The sequence below is a fragment of the Klebsiella quasipneumoniae subsp. quasipneumoniae genome (genome assembly GCF_020525925.1).
GTDB classification, from domain to species: domain Bacteria; phylum Pseudomonadota; class Gammaproteobacteria; order Enterobacterales; family Enterobacteriaceae; genus Klebsiella; species Klebsiella quasipneumoniae.
Window position 1 is genome coordinate 76,032 of sequence record NZ_CP084876.1, and the last position, 13,835, is coordinate 89,866.

Annotated in this window: 16 protein-coding genes and 1 pseudogene; 11 read left to right on the forward strand and 6 right to left on the reverse strand. The window is 60.7% G+C overall.

What is annotated here, in order from left to right; translation table 11 throughout:
• The first annotated feature begins 120 nt into the window (after positions 1 to 120).
• A pseudogene (locus LGM20_RS00370) lies at positions 121 to 244 on the forward strand (hypothetical protein).
• Here the strand turns inward: LGM20_RS00370 and LGM20_RS00375 are convergent.
• Positions 204 to 320, reverse strand: a complete 117-nt coding sequence (locus tag LGM20_RS00375; RefSeq protein WP_032429230.1) for a hypothetical protein — start codon at positions 318 to 320, stop codon at positions 204 to 206. The pseudogene LGM20_RS00370 and the gene LGM20_RS00375 sit on opposite strands and share 41 nt — an antisense overlap.
• On the opposite strand from LGM20_RS00375, the gene LGM20_RS00380 reads away from it, so the two are divergent.
• The gene (locus tag LGM20_RS00380) at positions 295 to 711 is read left to right on the forward strand and encodes a GNAT family N-acetyltransferase (protein WP_044525071.1); all 417 of its coding nucleotides are present in this window, start codon (positions 295 to 297) and stop codon (positions 709 to 711) included. The two genes, LGM20_RS00375 and LGM20_RS00380, sit on opposite strands and share 26 nt — an antisense overlap.
• Positions 712 to 1,521: 810 nt before the next feature.
• On the opposite strand, the gene LGM20_RS00385 is transcribed toward LGM20_RS00380, so the two are convergent.
• Positions 1,522 to 2,169, reverse strand: coding sequence for a TetR/AcrR family transcriptional regulator (locus tag LGM20_RS00385; RefSeq protein ID WP_032454396.1), 648 nt, complete (start codon positions 2,167 to 2,169; stop codon positions 1,522 to 1,524).
• An 80-nt stretch (positions 2,170 to 2,249) separates the two neighbouring features.
• On the opposite strand from LGM20_RS00385, the gene LGM20_RS00390 reads away from it, so the two are divergent.
• Positions 2,250 to 3,743 carry an MDR family MFS transporter gene (locus LGM20_RS00390; protein WP_044525068.1) on the forward strand — a complete coding sequence of 498 codons (1,494 nt, stop codon included), beginning with the start codon at positions 2,250 to 2,252 and terminating at the stop codon, positions 3,741 to 3,743.
• Here the strand turns inward: LGM20_RS00390 and LGM20_RS00395 are convergent.
• The gene (locus LGM20_RS00395) at positions 3,740 to 4,654 is read right to left on the reverse strand and encodes a LysR substrate-binding domain-containing protein (protein ID WP_023291405.1); all 915 of its coding nucleotides are present in this window, start codon (positions 4,652 to 4,654) and stop codon (positions 3,740 to 3,742) included. The two genes, LGM20_RS00390 and LGM20_RS00395, sit on opposite strands and share 4 nt — an antisense overlap.
• A 95-nt stretch (positions 4,655 to 4,749) precedes the next feature.
• On the opposite strand from LGM20_RS00395, the gene LGM20_RS00400 reads away from it, so the two are divergent.
• Entirely contained in the window at positions 4,750 to 5,382 is a 633-nt protein-coding gene (locus LGM20_RS00400) for a pyridoxamine 5'-phosphate oxidase family protein (RefSeq protein ID WP_044525067.1), read from the forward strand.
• Entirely contained in the window at positions 5,379 to 5,849 is a 471-nt protein-coding gene (locus LGM20_RS00405; protein WP_044525066.1) for a nuclear transport factor 2 family protein, read from the forward strand. The genes LGM20_RS00400 and LGM20_RS00405 overlap by 4 nt, the downstream gene beginning before the upstream one ends.
• Before the next feature lie 20 nt (positions 5,850 to 5,869).
• On the opposite strand, the gene LGM20_RS00410 is transcribed toward LGM20_RS00405, so the two are convergent.
• The gene (locus tag LGM20_RS00410) at positions 5,870 to 6,406 is read right to left on the reverse strand and encodes a carboxymuconolactone decarboxylase family protein (RefSeq protein WP_032433699.1); all 537 of its coding nucleotides are present in this window, start codon (positions 6,404 to 6,406) and stop codon (positions 5,870 to 5,872) included.
• 118 nt (positions 6,407 to 6,524) lie between these two features.
• On the opposite strand from LGM20_RS00410, the gene LGM20_RS00415 reads away from it, so the two are divergent.
• From LGM20_RS00415 to LGM20_RS00425, 3 genes are all read left to right on the forward strand, one after another.
• Entirely contained in the window at positions 6,525 to 7,430 is a 906-nt protein-coding gene (locus LGM20_RS00415) for an AraC family transcriptional regulator (RefSeq protein WP_023291401.1), read from the forward strand.
• A gap of 127 nt (positions 7,431 to 7,557) precedes the next feature.
• Positions 7,558 to 8,367, forward strand: a complete 810-nt coding sequence (gene nlpA, locus LGM20_RS00420; protein WP_023291400.1) for a lipoprotein NlpA — start codon at positions 7,558 to 7,560, stop codon at positions 8,365 to 8,367.
• Between the two features lie 24 nt (positions 8,368 to 8,391).
• Positions 8,392 to 9,246: a DMT family transporter gene (locus LGM20_RS00425; protein ID WP_023291399.1), complete on the forward strand. Its 855-nt coding sequence runs from the start codon at positions 8,392 to 8,394 to the stop codon at positions 9,244 to 9,246.
• Here LGM20_RS00425 and LGM20_RS00430 read toward each other — a convergent pair.
• Positions 9,236 to 9,796 carry an NUDIX hydrolase gene (locus LGM20_RS00430; protein ID WP_044525065.1) on the reverse strand — a complete coding sequence of 187 codons (561 nt, stop codon included), beginning with the start codon at positions 9,794 to 9,796 and terminating at the stop codon, positions 9,236 to 9,238. The genes LGM20_RS00425 and LGM20_RS00430 overlap by 11 nt on opposite strands.
• 168 nt (positions 9,797 to 9,964) lie before the next feature.
• Here LGM20_RS00430 and LGM20_RS00435 point away from each other — a divergent pair, with 168 nt between their 5' ends.
• Both LGM20_RS00435 and LGM20_RS00440 read left to right on the forward strand, forming a co-directional pair.
• Positions 9,965 to 10,744 carry an MBL fold metallo-hydrolase gene (locus tag LGM20_RS00435; RefSeq protein ID WP_023291397.1) on the forward strand — a complete coding sequence of 260 codons (780 nt, stop codon included), beginning with the start codon at positions 9,965 to 9,967 and terminating at the stop codon, positions 10,742 to 10,744.
• A 21-nt stretch (positions 10,745 to 10,765) separates the two neighbouring features.
• Complete coding sequence (locus LGM20_RS00440; protein WP_023291396.1) at positions 10,766 to 11,719, forward strand: GlxA family transcriptional regulator; 954 nt, start codon at positions 10,766 to 10,768, stop codon at positions 11,717 to 11,719.
• Here LGM20_RS00440 and LGM20_RS00445 read toward each other — a convergent pair.
• Complete coding sequence (locus LGM20_RS00445; protein ID WP_044525064.1) at positions 11,716 to 12,765, reverse strand: NAD(P)-dependent alcohol dehydrogenase; 1,050 nt, start codon at positions 12,763 to 12,765, stop codon at positions 11,716 to 11,718. The genes LGM20_RS00440 and LGM20_RS00445 overlap by 4 nt on opposite strands.
• A gap of 362 nt (positions 12,766 to 13,127) precedes the next feature.
• On the opposite strand from LGM20_RS00445, the gene LGM20_RS00450 reads away from it, so the two are divergent.
• Positions 13,128 to 13,826, forward strand: a complete 699-nt coding sequence (locus tag LGM20_RS00450; RefSeq protein ID WP_044525063.1) for a winged helix-turn-helix transcriptional regulator — start codon at positions 13,128 to 13,130, stop codon at positions 13,824 to 13,826.
• Positions 13,827 to 13,835 lie beyond the last annotated feature (9 nt).

Below are 13,835 nucleotides of genomic sequence, written 5' to 3' on the forward strand. Positions count from 1 at the left end.
AAAATGACAAAAAAGGAACACAGATGTTCCTGAACGTGATTGTTATTGTGTCTCCGCTGAAGCCAACCTCTTCGGCCTTCAGGAGGTGAAAAGCGCATCTCCTCTGGTTTTGTGGTGAGAATGATCATTCTCATTTTTTTCCCATTATACGATCCGCCGCGATAATGGAAAGGTTTTTTTGCTTACTTTTAGAACGCAAAAAATTAAGGCAAATAATCATGGAGAAAATAAGAATTTTTTGTGAAAGTGGAGAGGAAAAATAACCTTTCGGCACCGCGATACTGGAGATAGTTAATGGCGTTAATTATTACAAAAAGCATTAATCCCGACGACCAACAAGAATTGTTTGTCGGTCTGCGGCACTATAATCAGCAGTATCTTGATGCGGCGCAGTTTGGCGATCTGGGCGTTTACTCCCGCGATGCGCAAGGGGTGATGCAGGGCGGGCTGATTGCCAAACGCAAGGGTAACTGGCTGTGCATTGAGTATCTGTGGGTCAGCGAAGCGACGCGCGGTCGCGGACTGGGGAGCGAGCTGATGCAGGAGGCGGAGCGGCAGGCGCAGGCGCTGGGCTGCAGCCATCTGCTGGTGGATACCTTTAGCTTCCAGGCGCTGCCGTTTTATCAGAAATTAGGCTATCAGCTGCAGATGTCGCTGCCCGACTTCCCGCATGCGGGGATGCAGCGTCACTATTTGTCGAAGGCGCTGTAACGGTCCTGATATCGCCGGGCGGTCAGGTACCGTACCTGTGATTGTGCCGGATGGCGGCATAAATGCCTTATCCGGCCTACATAGTTCTCCCGTAGTTTCGCCCCACCCAGGACCGGCAAGCGCAGCGCCGCCGGGCAGGATATCAGGCACGGCACCAGTATTCTTGCCGGGTGGCGGCTGCGCCTTACCCGGCCTACGGTTCGTGCTGTGCCCGCCATGATGCCGAGCGGCCTGTTGTTGATATACCCACTTGCGCGACTGAAACTGCCGGTGCTGGCGGCCTCAAAATCGCTGAGACGTTCCCGGAAGGCCGGGGCAGCCCGCATGGATGCGGGCTGAGGGCCGTGTTTTGCATGGACGCTGCCTCGGCCCGACCCGAAGCCTGCAGGGATAAGTCGAAGGTACCGCGTAGCGGCGATTTTGCTGGCCGGAGCCCGGGGGTACAGGGGGCGGCGGCGACTGGCCGCCCCCTGTGCGCTCCCTGCGCCATAAGAGACATAGCGCAGAAGAAATATCGGGAGCGCAATCTGCCCGGACATAACACGGGAGTGGTAGCCCTGCTAAGCGTAGCGCGAGCAGGGAAATTTACGGTTGTGCCGTTATTTCTGTAGCCCTGCTAAGCGCAGTGCGAGCAGGGAAATTTACGGTTGTGCCGTTATTTCTGTAGCCCTGCTAAGCGCAGTGCGAGCAGGGAAATTTACGGTTGTGCCGTTATTTCTGTAGCCCTGCTAAGCGTAGCGCGAGCAGGGAAAATCCCGGATGGCGGCGCGTGGCGCCTTATCCGGGCTACAAAAGCCTCAAAACCACGCCTTAACCCCCGACGCCATGGCCCATTAACGCCAGCGCGTGACTGACGATGGTCTGGCGGTCGACCGCCTGTAAACGCGGATCGCTGTGGATGCGCGAAAACGGCACCAGCACCAGGCTAATCACCGTGGTAAACAGCAGCTCCGGCGACAGCGCCGGGTTAATCTTGCCCTCCCGCTGCCAGCGGCGCACCGCCTCCAGCATCACCTGAAAACGCTCCTCGCCGAAGCGGGCGTCCATATGCTGACGCAGGATCGGCATCTCGCCGATGATCTCCTGCATCCACAGCGGCGCGAACCAGGCGTTTTTCTCCGCCATGTGCGCCAGCGTCTCGACCATCATCGTCAGCGCCAGCACAGGGTCCTGCGGATGGTCGACAAAGATGCGGCTGATGTGGTTGCGCAGCGGCATAAAGCGCTCTTCGATCAGCTGCGTCACCAGCGCATCCCGCGAACTGAAATAGTAATGCAGCATCGCCGGCGTCACCCCGGCCTCTTTGGCGATGGCGTTCAACGACACGCGGGCCGCGCCGTCGCGGGCAAACAGCGTCAGGGCGATGTCCATCAGCTGTTCGCGGTTGGCGGTACCCGGTTTTTTGCCGCGCGGCCGCCCCGGGCGGCGGGGGGCATCCTGATCCTTTTGTGCTGTCATGATATGGCGATCTCTTGACCCGACTCATTCTTTCACTAAATATTAATTATGCATTTAATTAATTTCAAGCGAGTGTTGTGATGACTTCTCAAGTCGCGAACCCACCGGGGCAGTCGATACGCCTGCTGTTTAGCGCCTTGCTGCTGGTGATGCTCCTCTCCGCGCTGGATCAGACCATTGTCTCCACCGCGCTGCCGACGATTGTCGGCGAACTGGGCGGGCTGGACAAGCTTTCCTGGGTGGTTACCGCCTATATCCTCAGCTCCACCATCGCGGTGCCGCTGTACGGTAAATTCGGCGATCTGTTCGGCCGCAAAATCGTGCTGCAGGTGGCGATTGGGCTGTTTCTTGTCGGCTCCGCCCTCTGCGGGCTGGCGCAGAACATGACCCAGCTGGTGCTGATGCGCGGCCTGCAGGGGCTCGGCGGCGGCGGCCTGATGGTCATCAGCATGGCGGCGGTGGCCGACGTCATCCCGCCCGCCAGCCGTGGCCGCTATCAGGGGCTGTTCGGCGGCGTTTTTGGCCTGGCGACGGTGATCGGCCCGCTGATCGGCGGCTTTTTGGTGCAGCACGCCTCCTGGCGCTGGATCTTCTACATCAACCTGCCGCTGGGCCTCTTCGCGCTGCTGGTGATCGGCGCGGTATTCCACAGCAGCAATAAACGCAGCCAGCATGAGATTGACTGGCTGGGGGCGATTTACCTCAGCATGGCGCTGATGTGCATCATCCTGTTTACCTCGGAAGGGGGCAGCGTTCATGCGTGGAATGACCCGCAGCTGTGGTGCATTCTGGCCTTCGGCATCGTGGGGGTCATCGGTTTTATCTACGAAGAGCGAATGGCCGCCGAGCCGATTATTCCGCTGTCGCTGTTCCGCAACCGCAGCTTCCTGCTGTGCAGTCTGATCGGCTTCGTCATCGGCATGTCGCTGTTTGGATCAGTCACCTTCCTGCCGCTCTATCTGCAGGTGGTGAAGGAGGCGACCCCCACCGAGGCCGGGCTGCAGCTGATCCCCCTGATGGGCGGCCTGCTGCTGACCTCGATTATCAGCGGGCGGATTATCAGCCGTACCGGTAAATATCGCCTGTTTCCGATCCTCGGTACCCTGCTTGGCGTGACCGGCATGGTGCTGCTGACCCGGATCACCATTCACTCACCGCTGTGGCAGCTGTACCTGTTTACCGGCGTGCTGGGGGCCGGTCTGGGGCTGGTGATGCAGGTGCTGGTCCTGGCGGTACAGAACGCGATGCCGGCGAAGCTTTACGGCGTCGCCACCTCCGGCGTGACCCTGTTCCGCTCGATCGGCGGCTCCATCGGCGTGGCGCTGTTTGGCGCGGTGTTCACGCACGTGCTGCAGAGCAACCTGCAAAAGCTGTTGCCGGAAGGCGCGGTACTGCCGCCGGGAATGAATCCGGTGGCGGTGCAGCACCTGCCCGCGGATATCCGCCTCGACTATCTCGACGCCTTCGGCGCGGCGATCCACGGGGCGTTCCTCATGGCGGCCTGCATTATGGCGGTGGCGTTTGTCCTCTCCTGGCTGTTAAAGGAGGCGCCGCTGAAGACCGCGACGCACTAAGCGGCCCCGGCGATGCGCAGCAGCGCCTGACGCAGCGCCGGCGCGGCAAAATCGATAAATTTTCGCAGCTTAAGCGGCGCCAGGTCCCGGGCGGTATACAGCAAATGGACCGGCGCCGGCTCCGGCTCGACGCGCTCCAGCAGCAGACGGAGCTCACCCTGTCGCAGGCCGTCCAGCGCCTGATAGTGCAGTAAGCGAGCTACGCCCACCCCCAGCCGCGCGGCATCGGCAGCGCTCTCCGGCGTGGTGACCGATAACGCCGGCGGCAGGTTAATCAACTGGTCCTCGCGCTCAGCGGCGCGAAAGCGCCAGCCGCGATAGGGCATCGGCGATTCAATGCGGATGATCGGCAGCGCCGCCAGATCGCGCGGCCGCTGCGGCTCGCCGTATTTCGCCAGCAGCGCCGGATGGGCGCAGGCCACGATGCGCATCCTGCCGAGGCGGGTGGCCACCATGCTGCTGTCCGCCAGGTCGCCTATCCGCACCGCCAGATCGATATGGTCGCCCACCAGGTCGGCGTTACGATCGCTGAGCAGCAAACGGACGTGAATCTGCGGGTAACGGGCGATAAATTCAGCGATCACCGGGAGAACGTGCTGGCGTCCAAACATTGTCGGCGCAGAGATCACCAGCTCGCCTTTCGGTTCCTGATACTCGCCCGTCGCCTGGCGTTCGGCGTTTTCCACCTCCTCAAGGATCCGCCGCGCGGCAGCGACATAATCGACCCCGGCGTCGGTGAGCGTCAGTTTGCGGGTGGTCCGCGCCAGCAGGCGCACCCCCAGCGCGTTCTCCAGCTCGCCGATATGGCGGCTGACGGTGGTCAACGGCATATTCAGCGCCCGCGCCGCCGCCGACATACTCCCCAGCTCGGTCACTTTCACCAGCAGCGCCATCGCGCTTAATCGATCCATTATTCTCCCGATTTTTGGAAAGATGATTGCCACTAAACCAGTATTATCATTTTTCGCAGTACAGTCCATGATGGCGCCAGACAACAGGAGGCGCTATGGCAGCAACCTTTCTCGATATCGCCATCACCCCGGACGTGATGGATGTGCAGCATGAAATGGGCAGCGACCAGCTGTGGCAAACGCCGCGCAGCCGACGCCAGGCCGACCGCTTCGGCGACAGCGAAGCGGGGATGATCGCCACCCGCGACAGCTTTTATCTGGCGACGGTGTCGCAGAGCGGCTGGCCCTACATTCAGCATCGCGGCGGCCCGCCGGGGTTTCTGCATCTGCTGGACGATACCACCCTGGCGATGGCGGATTTCGGCGGCAACCGTCAGTACATCACCACCGGCAACCTGCGCGGCAGCGACCGGGCCTGCCTGTTTTTGATGGATTATCCGCGCCGTGCCAGGCTGAAAATCTACGCCACCGTCGAGGTCGTGGCGGCAGAGAACCACCCGCCGCTGCTGGCGCAGGTGGCGCCGGCCAACTATCGCGCCCGCATCGAGCGCCTGTTTCTTTTTCATCTGCAGGCGTTTGACTGGAACTGCCCGCAGCACATTACGCCGCGCTACAGCGCGCAGCAGGTGGCGGAGTACAGCCAGAACCTGCAGCAACGTATTCATGACCTGGAGCAGGAGAATCAGCGCCTGCAGCAGCAATTAGCCCGCAGAGGAGAGTCAGCATGACCGAACAACGTCCCCCGTTACCGCCGTTTACCCGCGACAGCGCTATCCAGAAGGTCCGCGCTGCGGAAGATGGCTGGAACAGCCGCGATGCCGAAAAGGTCGCTCTGGCCTACACCATGGACAGCGAATGGCGCAACCGCAGCGAGTTTGTCCACGGCAGGGGGCAAATTGTCGAATTCCTGCAGCGAAAATGGCATAAGGAGCAGCAATATCGGCTGATTAAGGAGCTGTGGGCATGGCAGGAAAATCGCATCGCCGTGCGCTTCGCCTATGAGTGGTGCGACGACAGCGGCAACTGGTTTCGCTCGTACGGCAATGAAAACTGGGAGTTTGATCAGCACGGGCTGATGCAGACGCGCTACGCCTGCATCAACGACCTGCCGATCGCCGAAAGCGAGCGCCTGTTCCACTGGCCCCAGGGGCGTCGCCCGGACGATCATCCGGGGCTCAGCGACCTGGGGCTGTAAAACCGGCGCTGCGCGACGGATTAATCGGCTTTCGGGAAGTCGACCACCGTGTCGTTAACCCGGTTCACCATATTGGTGAACAGGATCGCGCTGATGGCGCTGATAATCTCAATCACCTGCTGGTCGCTAAAACCGGCGTTGCGCAGCGCGGCGACGTCGGCTTCCGGCAGCGTGCCGGTGGTGGTCACCAGCGTCTGCGCAAATTTCACCAGCGCATCAAGCTGTGCCTCTTCCGCATACTCCCCGCGGCGCAGGGCGTGGATCTGTTCGCTGCTGAAGCCGGCTTTTTTCGCCATCAGCGTATGTGCGGCCAGGCAGTAGTCACAGCCGGTGGCTTCGCTGACCGACAGGTTAATGGCTTCCAGCTGTTGGGCGCTGAGGCTGCCTTTATGTAGCATCGCATTGTGCGCCAGCGCCTGCTGCAGCGCGGCCGGCGAGTGGCCGCCGATGGCCAGGTAGGCATTCGGCACTTTGCCCATCGCTTTTTTGATCCCGGCGAAAATATCGGCGGCTTTGCCGGTGGCGTCTTGTTCACGGATATCAGCTAAACGGCTCATGGTTAACTCCTGTTGTTTTCGAGGGTGTGTGTTGGCATCGGGGTCATCTTAGGCGGTTGCCGCATGCTAGACTGGCGGTCTTCGTCTCACCTTTTTGTCTTATCGTCTCAGGAGAAGCATGGACAGTCTCAGTCATCTGCTGGCGCTGCTGGCGCCGCGCTGCGAAGTGAACCTGCACTGTCGCTTCGGCGGCCGCTGGCAGGCCGGGCACCAGCAAATGCGCAGCGGCGTGGTGCCATGGCACGTGGTGCTGCGCGGCGAGGGGCGGCTCAACGTCGGCGGCCAGACCCATCACCTGCGCGCGGGAGATGTGGTCCTCCTGCCGCACGGTTCGCCGCACCTGATGGAGAGCCTGGTGGAGTGGGGCCAGGTGCTGCCGGTGGCGCATCGCTTTAACGGCACGGTGACGGAAATGCGCGCCGGCCCGGCGGAGGGGGCGCTGGAGATGCTGTGCGGCGAATTCTATTTTGGTCCGCACGTCAGCTGGCTGTTCACTGAGGCGTCGACGCTGATCCATCTCCATACCGATGCGCGCGAAGACTGCCCGGAGCTGCAGCCGTTGCTTAACATACTGGTCCGCGAAAGTCTGGCGCAGCGTCCCGGCGGCAGCGCTATCGTGCGCAGCCTCGGCGATACGCTGCTGGTGCTGCTGCTGCGCATGCTGCTTGGCGAGCAGCAGCCGCCAGGCGGGCTGCTGCGTCTGATGAGCGATGAGCGCCTGATGCCGGCGGTGCTGGCGGTGATGGCGACCCCGGAGCAGCCGTGGACGCTGGAAACCATGGCCGCCCGCGCCTTTCTGTCGCGGGCCACCTTTGCCCGCCATTTTGCCCGCGTTTATCACCTGACGCCGCAGGCGTGGCTGTCGCAGCTGCGAATGGCGCTGGCCGCCCGGCTGCTGCGCCTGGAGCGTCAGACCAACCTCGAGGTCATTGCCGAACGCTGCGGCTTTCAGTCGCTGGCGTCCTTCTCGAAGCGCTTCAAAATGCGCTATGGCGTGACGCCGGGCGAGTGGCGACGGGGCTAGCGCTTCGCGCCTGGCGAAGATGATTTTATTTCCGGTTGCGCGGTTTGCTGTTTATTACCCCACCCGAAAGTCGCTATAGTTTTGCACGAAAAAAACAACGACAGTCAGGACGGACAGGGTGAAGAGGATGAGATTACGTTTACGTGCCGCCGCCGCGGTAATGCTGGCGGGTCTGGCGCTGGTCGGCTGCGACCAAAAGGGTAATGAAGCGAAGCACATTAAGGTCGGCGTGATTAACGGCGCTGAACAGGATGTGGCGGAAGTGGCGAAGAAAGTGGCCAAAGAGAAATATGGTCTGGAGGTTGAGCTGGTGGGGTTCAGCGGCTCGCTGTTGCCTAACGAATCGACCAACGCCGGGGATCTGGACGCCAACGTCTTCCAGCATCGGCCTTTCCTTGAGCAGGACAACAAAGCGCATAACTACCATCTGGTGGCGGTAGGCAATACCTTCGTCTTCCCGATGGCCGGCTATTCGCGCAAGATAAAGTCAGTCGCCGAACTGAAAGACGGCGCGACGATCGCTATCCCCAACGATCCGACCAACCTCGGGCGGGCGCTGCTGCTGCTGCAAAAAGAGAAGCTGATAACCCTCAAAGCCGGTACCGGCCTGCTGCCGACGGCGGTGGATATCACCGACAACCCGCATCATCTGAAAATTATGGAGCTGGAAGGGGCGCAACTGCCGCGCGTACTCGACGATCCTAAAGTCGACGTGGCCATCATCAGCACCACCTACCTGCAGCAAACCGGGCTGTCGCCGGTTCGCGATGGCATCTTTATCGAAGATAAAAACTCGCCCTACGTGAACATCATCGTGACCCGTGAAGACAATAAAGACGCCGAAAACGTGAAAGAGTTTATGCAGTCGTACCAGTCGCCGGAGGTGGCGAAGGCGGCAGAGACTATTTTCAACGGCGGCGCGGTGCCGGGCTGGTAAGCCAACTTACAGGGAGAGGCGCGTATGGTACGCCAACGGCAGGCCGATCTGCTGCTGATTGCCGCGACGGTGATTGCCGCCTGCGGCTGGATTTTTTCCCGCGAGGCGATCGCCGGCATGCCGGTATTCGCGTTCCTTGGGCTGCGCTTTTTCTTCGCCGCGCTGCTGCTGCTGCCGTTTTGCCGCGGGTTTCGCCCGCAAAAGCAGCACTGGCCAAAGCTCATCATCAGCGGGCTATGGTTTGCGCTCAACCTCTGCCTGTGGATCTACTCGGTCTCCACGACGGCGTCGCTCGGCGAAGGGGCGTTTATCATGAGCCTGTCGATGATGTTCGTCCCGCTGACCGCGTGGGTGATGATGAAGGTGCGTCCGCCGCGGGCCTGGTGGGAGTGCCTGCCGATCGCGGTGGTGGGCCTGGGCCTGCTCAGCCTGCACATGCCGATAGTCTTCCATCCCAGCCAGGGCTGGTTTTTGCTGACGGCGCTGGTGCAGTCCATCTGGTTCTGTTACACCAGCCGCTGCGCGCGCGAAGTACCGCTGATCCCCCTGACCACCGTGCAGCTGGCGATCACTGGTATCGTCGGGTTGACCCTCTCCGCTGCCGTTGAACGCTGGGACCAGCCGATGACCCTGCCGACCTTCGGCTGGCTGGTGGCCAGCATTGTCATCGCCACCAGCCTGCGCTTCGGTCTGCAGATGAAGGGGCAGAAGTACGCGGCGGTGGCCAGCGCGGCGATCATTATGGTGCTCGAACCGCTGCTGACGGTCATTGCCGCCGCGCTGTGGTATGGCGAACAGCTGCCGCTGCAGAAGATTATCGGCGGCGTGCTGATCCTGGTTGCCCAGCTGTGGTTCCGCTGGCGGATGCTTAAGCCGTAGCCTGCCCGGTGCGCGGCTGCGCCATCAATTGCAGCAGCGGCACCAGCGACAGCCCGTCCGGCATTTCGCCGCGGGCGATCAGCTGGTTTATCTCCTCAAAGGTAAACCAGCCGGTTTCCATCACTTCATCCTGATCCGCATCCATCCCCACCCAGCGTAAACCGGTGGCCAGCCAGGTGATAAACAGCTGATCGCTGCTGCCGTAGGAGGGGTTGAAGCGAATGATCTCCTCGACGCGTTGCGCCTGCCAGCCGGTCTCTTCCCGCAGCTCGCGCAGCGCGGCGACCGCCGGATCTTCCCCTTCGTCAACGCCGCCTGACGGAATGGCCCACACCACCTTGTCGATCAGGTAGCGGTAGTGGCGAATCAGCAGCACTTTCTCATCCTGAATGGCCACAATCCCCACCGCCGGGCGCGGATAGTGAATGGCGTAAAAGTCGCGGCGCTCGCCGGGGGCGATATCAATACCCACCTTGCGCATGCTGAACCACGGCGTCTCGGCGATGACCTGCGGGTCGTGCATATCGGCGGCGGTCAGTTTTTTCTTCATCCTGCCACTCCTGTCAAAAATGGAGCCTTCAGAACAACATAGCCGGAGGCGGATAGCAATCGCCACAGGTTGGCCCGATTTCATCGATCCTTGCCCAAATGCCCCTATTGCGCCAGGCTGGTACTCAGTACGATGTTCGTCAAATCACCCCCCCTGAGGAACGCCAACATGAACATCACCCATATCCGTAACGCGACCCAGATTATTGAATATGCCGGGAAAAAGTTTCTGATCGATCCGATGCTGGCGGACAAGGGCGCCTGGCCGGGTTTTCCGGGCACCGCGCGCAGCGAGCTGCGCAACCCGCTGGTAGCGCTGCCTTTTTCCCGCGATAAAATCATCGACGTTGACGCGGTGATCGTCACCCATACCCATGACGATCACTGGGACGAGGCGGCGATCGCCGCGATCCCGAAAACCCTGCCGGTGTTCGTCCAGCACGAAGCCGACGGCGCGTTGCTGCGCAGCCAGGGTTTCCAGGATATCCGCCTGCTGACGGCAGACAGCGAATTTGCCGGCGTGCGCCTGCTGAAAACCACCTCCGGCCAGCACGGCAGCGATCGCACCTACGCGGTGCCGGCGATGGCCGAACGCCTGGGCGAGGCCTGCGGCGTGCTGTTTCGCCATCCGCAGGAGAAGACGCTGTGGCTGGTGGGGGATACCATCTGGCGTGATGAAATTGCAGCCGACCTGCTGAAGCTGCGCCCGGACGTGGTGGTCCTCAACGCCGGCTACGCCCACGTCATCGGCTTTGGCCCGATTATCATGGGCAAAGAGGATCTCCTGAACGTACACTTCACCCTGCCGGAAGCGAAAATCATGGCGATTCACCTGGAAGCGGTCAACCACTGCCTGGTGAGCCGGGAAGAGATGCGCCAGTATGCGCTGGATAATCAGATAGCCGAGGTAGTGTGTATCCCGCAGGATGGGGAAACCGTGGTTTATTAACGTGCGCAAGGGGAAGGAACGATGAAACTCACCGACGTGGCGATTGTTGCCGTAGAGGGCTTTAGCCCGTTTCATTACGCCGTTCCCTGCATGCTGTTTGGCGATTCGGTCTCTGAAAGCAAACGCTTTAACCTGCACATTTGCGCCGAGCGGCCGGGGCTGCTGCGCGCCCGCGACGGCTTTGCGCTGTACGCCAGCGGCGATTACGCCGTGCTGGAACAGGCGGATATCGTGGTGGTGCCTTACTGGGGCGAGGTTGACCGCCGCCCGCCGCAGGCGCTGCTTGATAGCCTGGTGCGGGCCCGGAATAACGGCGCGGAAATCGTCGGTCTGTGCCTCGGCGCGTTCGTCCTGGGCTACGCCGGGCTGCTGGACGGGAAACGCGCGGCGACCCACTGGGAGTTTGAGCAGGATTTTCAGCGTCGGTTTCCGCAGGTGCGGCTGGATATCAACGCCCTGTACGTCGACGACCAGCGGATCATTACTTCGGCGGGCACCGCGGCGGCGCTGGACTGTTGCCTCTACATCATCCGCCAGCGTTTCGGCAGCCTCGCGGCCAACCAGATCGCCCGGCGGCTGATTGTTTCACCGCACCGCGAGGGCGGCCAGGCGCAGTTCATCGCCCAGCCGGTGCCGAAAAACACCCGCGATGCGCGAATCAACTGCCTGCTGGATTATCTGCAGCAGCATATTGCCGAGCCGCATAATCTTGATTCGCTGGCCCGGGTGGTGGCGATGAGCCGCCGCAGCCTGACCCGCCACTTCGCCCGGGCGACCGGGATGAGCATTACCGACTGGCTGACCGCCGAACGCCTGCGCCGCAGCCAGAGCCTGCTTGAGGCGGGCGATCTGCCGGTTGAGCAGGTGGCGGAGGCGGTGGGTTATCTCTCTGCCGTCACCTGGCGTCAGCAGTTTAAGGCGCGCTTTGGCGTCAGTCCGACCGAATGGCGGCGCACCTTTCGCCGCGGCGCTTAGCCGGCGAGGGTCGCGCTGTCGATCACGAAGCGGTATTTCACATCGCCCTTGACCATTCTTTCCCAGGCTTCGTTGATCTCATCCCCGCGGATCAGTTCGATATCGGCGACGATGCCGTGTTCAGCGCAGAAGTCGAGCATCTCCTGAGTTTCCGCGATCCCGCCAATCATCGACCCGGCAATCGACCGGCGGCGGATGATCAGATTGAACACTTCCGGCGACGGATGCGGCGTGGCCGGAGCGCCCACCAGCGTCATGGTGCCATCGCGCTTCAGCAGCGTGGTGAAGGCATCGAGATTATGCGGCGCCGCCACGGTGTTGAGGATGAAATCGAAGCTTTTGACGTGGGCCGCCATTTCGTCTTCGTTACGCGACACCACCACCTCATCGGCGCCCAGCGCTCTGGCCGCATTACGCTTGGATTCGGAGGTGGTAAAGGCCACCACGTGAGCCCCCATGGCGTGGGCCAACTTGATTCCCATATGCCCAAGGCCGCCGATGCCGACCACGCCGACTTTTTTACCCGGCCCGGCGTGCCAGTGGCGCAGCGGCGAGTACGTCGTGATCCCGGCGCACAGCAGCGGCGCGACGGCGGCCAGCTGCGCTTCGGGATGGGTTATCCGCAGCACGTAGTGTTCTTTAACCACGATCTGCTGTGAATAGCCGCCCAGAGTGTGGCCCGGCGCGTCCTGAGTCGGTCCGTTGTAGGTCAGCACCATATGGTCGCAGTAGTTCTCCAGCCCCTCAGCGCACTCCTCGCACTGTTGGCAGCTATCGACCATGCAGCCGACGCCCACCAGATCGCCGACGGCGTAGCGCGAGACAGCGTCGCCGACCGCGGTGACCCGGCCCACAATTTCATGCCCCGGCACGCAGGGATAGAGCGTTCCCGCCCATTCCGATCGCGCCTGGTGGAGATCGGAGTGGCAGACGCCGCAGTAGGCGATGGCGATCTGCACATCCTGCGGCCCCGGTTCGCGGCGGGTGATGGCCATTGATTCCAGCGGCTGGCTGGCGGAGTAGGTACCTATAGCGTTGATCAGCATAGCGAAACCTCTTGATCGAATAGAGCGGGAGATGGATGCGGGTGATCAGTGGCATCGATAAGGGTAGCCTGGACTGGGAGAGATGCGAGGGGGAAAGCGGCATCAGGTACGGCGTAAGCGAGCGAGTCGCCGGAGCCGCAATTTATAAGGCTGGTTTATCATTTAAGCGGCTAAGCCGTATAAATATTTACGAAAATTATTGTTTTTTAGTGATGTAAAATCGAGGTAAACCGCTTATGCCGATAATAATGCTTACACTCTTTTTATTATGGAAACGACTTGGTTTTTATTCATGATTGCGCGTGTTGATACTATTACCGCTGAAAATCATGCCCTTCAACCTGACTTAATGACACAACACGATGTCGAAACCTGACGCCAACGGCCAGAATTCCCGGTCATTACCCTCTTTTTTTTATGGACGACGAACAAAACCGTTACCTGCGGTGGAATCCTTATTATCCGCGTTCCGGCCTGTCAGCACCCCTTTTGAACTGGCGCAGTCAAACTATTACCATTTTCCCTTGGCCCAAAGCGAATCCGGCTTCATTCTCCTCGAAGAAGGCGTGGCTTCAGTTTGCTTTGCGGAAAATCAACTGGTGATATCGACGGTCCTCGCCCCGGCTATATTGGGATTAATTGATAATTATGGCGTGTTTAACGGACTCCCGGATATACGCCACAGTTCTCTGTTTGCTGAGACGGATTTAAGCGGGCGCTGGATAGCGCATCAGGCTGCGGTCAATATCCTGAATGAGAAAAACCTGTGGCAGGAGATGGCCCATATCCTGACGCAGCGGTTGATGGTGTTGAGCATGCGCGAGCGGGAGCTGCTGGGGGTGGACTCTTACCAGATGGTGCGCATCCTGTTAATGGAGCTGGCGGTCTATTCGGAGACGTACCGTAGACAGATCAATGTATTAAGGTTTATCCAGCGGCGTACCAACCTGTCGCGTAGCCGCATTATGTCGATTCTGTCGGAGCTGCGCAAAGGCGGTTATATTATTATCCACCGCGGGGTGTTGATGACTATCGCCCAACCGCTTCCCGCCAATTTTTGAGCCTGGCAG

Bases quoted from the DNA above. Each gene is read 5' to 3' on its own strand.
- LGM20_RS00410 (WP_032433699.1), bottom strand. From the start codon at position 6,406: ATGAGCCGTTTAGCTGATATCCGTGAACAAGACGCCACCGGCAAAGCC.
- LGM20_RS00415 (WP_023291401.1), top strand. From the start codon at position 6,525: ATGGACAGTCTCAGTCATCTGCTGGCGCTGCTGGCGCCGCGCTGCGAA.
- LGM20_RS00445 (WP_044525064.1), bottom strand. From the start codon at position 12,765: ATGCTGATCAACGCTATAGGTACCTACTCCGCCAGCCAGCCGCTGGAA.
- LGM20_RS00425 (WP_023291399.1), top strand. From the start codon at position 8,392: ATGGTACGCCAACGGCAGGCCGATCTGCTGCTGATTGCCGCGACGGTG.
- LGM20_RS00400 (WP_044525067.1), top strand. From the start codon at position 4,750: ATGGCAGCAACCTTTCTCGATATCGCCATCACCCCGGACGTGATGGAT.
- LGM20_RS00430 (WP_044525065.1), bottom strand. From the start codon at position 9,796: ATGAAGAAAAAACTGACCGCCGCCGATATGCACGACCCGCAGGTCATC.
- LGM20_RS00450 (WP_044525063.1), top strand. From the start codon at position 13,128: ATGTCGAAACCTGACGCCAACGGCCAGAATTCCCGGTCATTACCCTCT.
- LGM20_RS00390 (WP_044525068.1), top strand. From the start codon at position 2,250: ATGACTTCTCAAGTCGCGAACCCACCGGGGCAGTCGATACGCCTGCTG.
- LGM20_RS00380 (WP_044525071.1), top strand. From the start codon at position 295: ATGGCGTTAATTATTACAAAAAGCATTAATCCCGACGACCAACAAGAA.
- LGM20_RS00395 (WP_023291405.1), bottom strand. From the start codon at position 4,654: ATGGATCGATTAAGCGCGATGGCGCTGCTGGTGAAAGTGACCGAGCTG.
- LGM20_RS00375 (WP_032429230.1), bottom strand. From the start codon at position 320: ATGCTTTTTGTAATAATTAACGCCATTAACTATCTCCAGTATCGCGGT.
- nlpA (WP_023291400.1), top strand. From the start codon at position 7,558: ATGAGATTACGTTTACGTGCCGCCGCCGCGGTAATGCTGGCGGGTCTG.
- LGM20_RS00385 (WP_032454396.1), bottom strand. From the start codon at position 2,169: ATGACAGCACAAAAGGATCAGGATGCCCCCCGCCGCCCGGGGCGGCCG.
- LGM20_RS00440 (WP_023291396.1), top strand. From the start codon at position 10,766: ATGAAACTCACCGACGTGGCGATTGTTGCCGTAGAGGGCTTTAGCCCG.
- LGM20_RS00405 (WP_044525066.1), top strand. From the start codon at position 5,379: ATGACCGAACAACGTCCCCCGTTACCGCCGTTTACCCGCGACAGCGCT.
- LGM20_RS00435 (WP_023291397.1), top strand. From the start codon at position 9,965: ATGAACATCACCCATATCCGTAACGCGACCCAGATTATTGAATATGCC.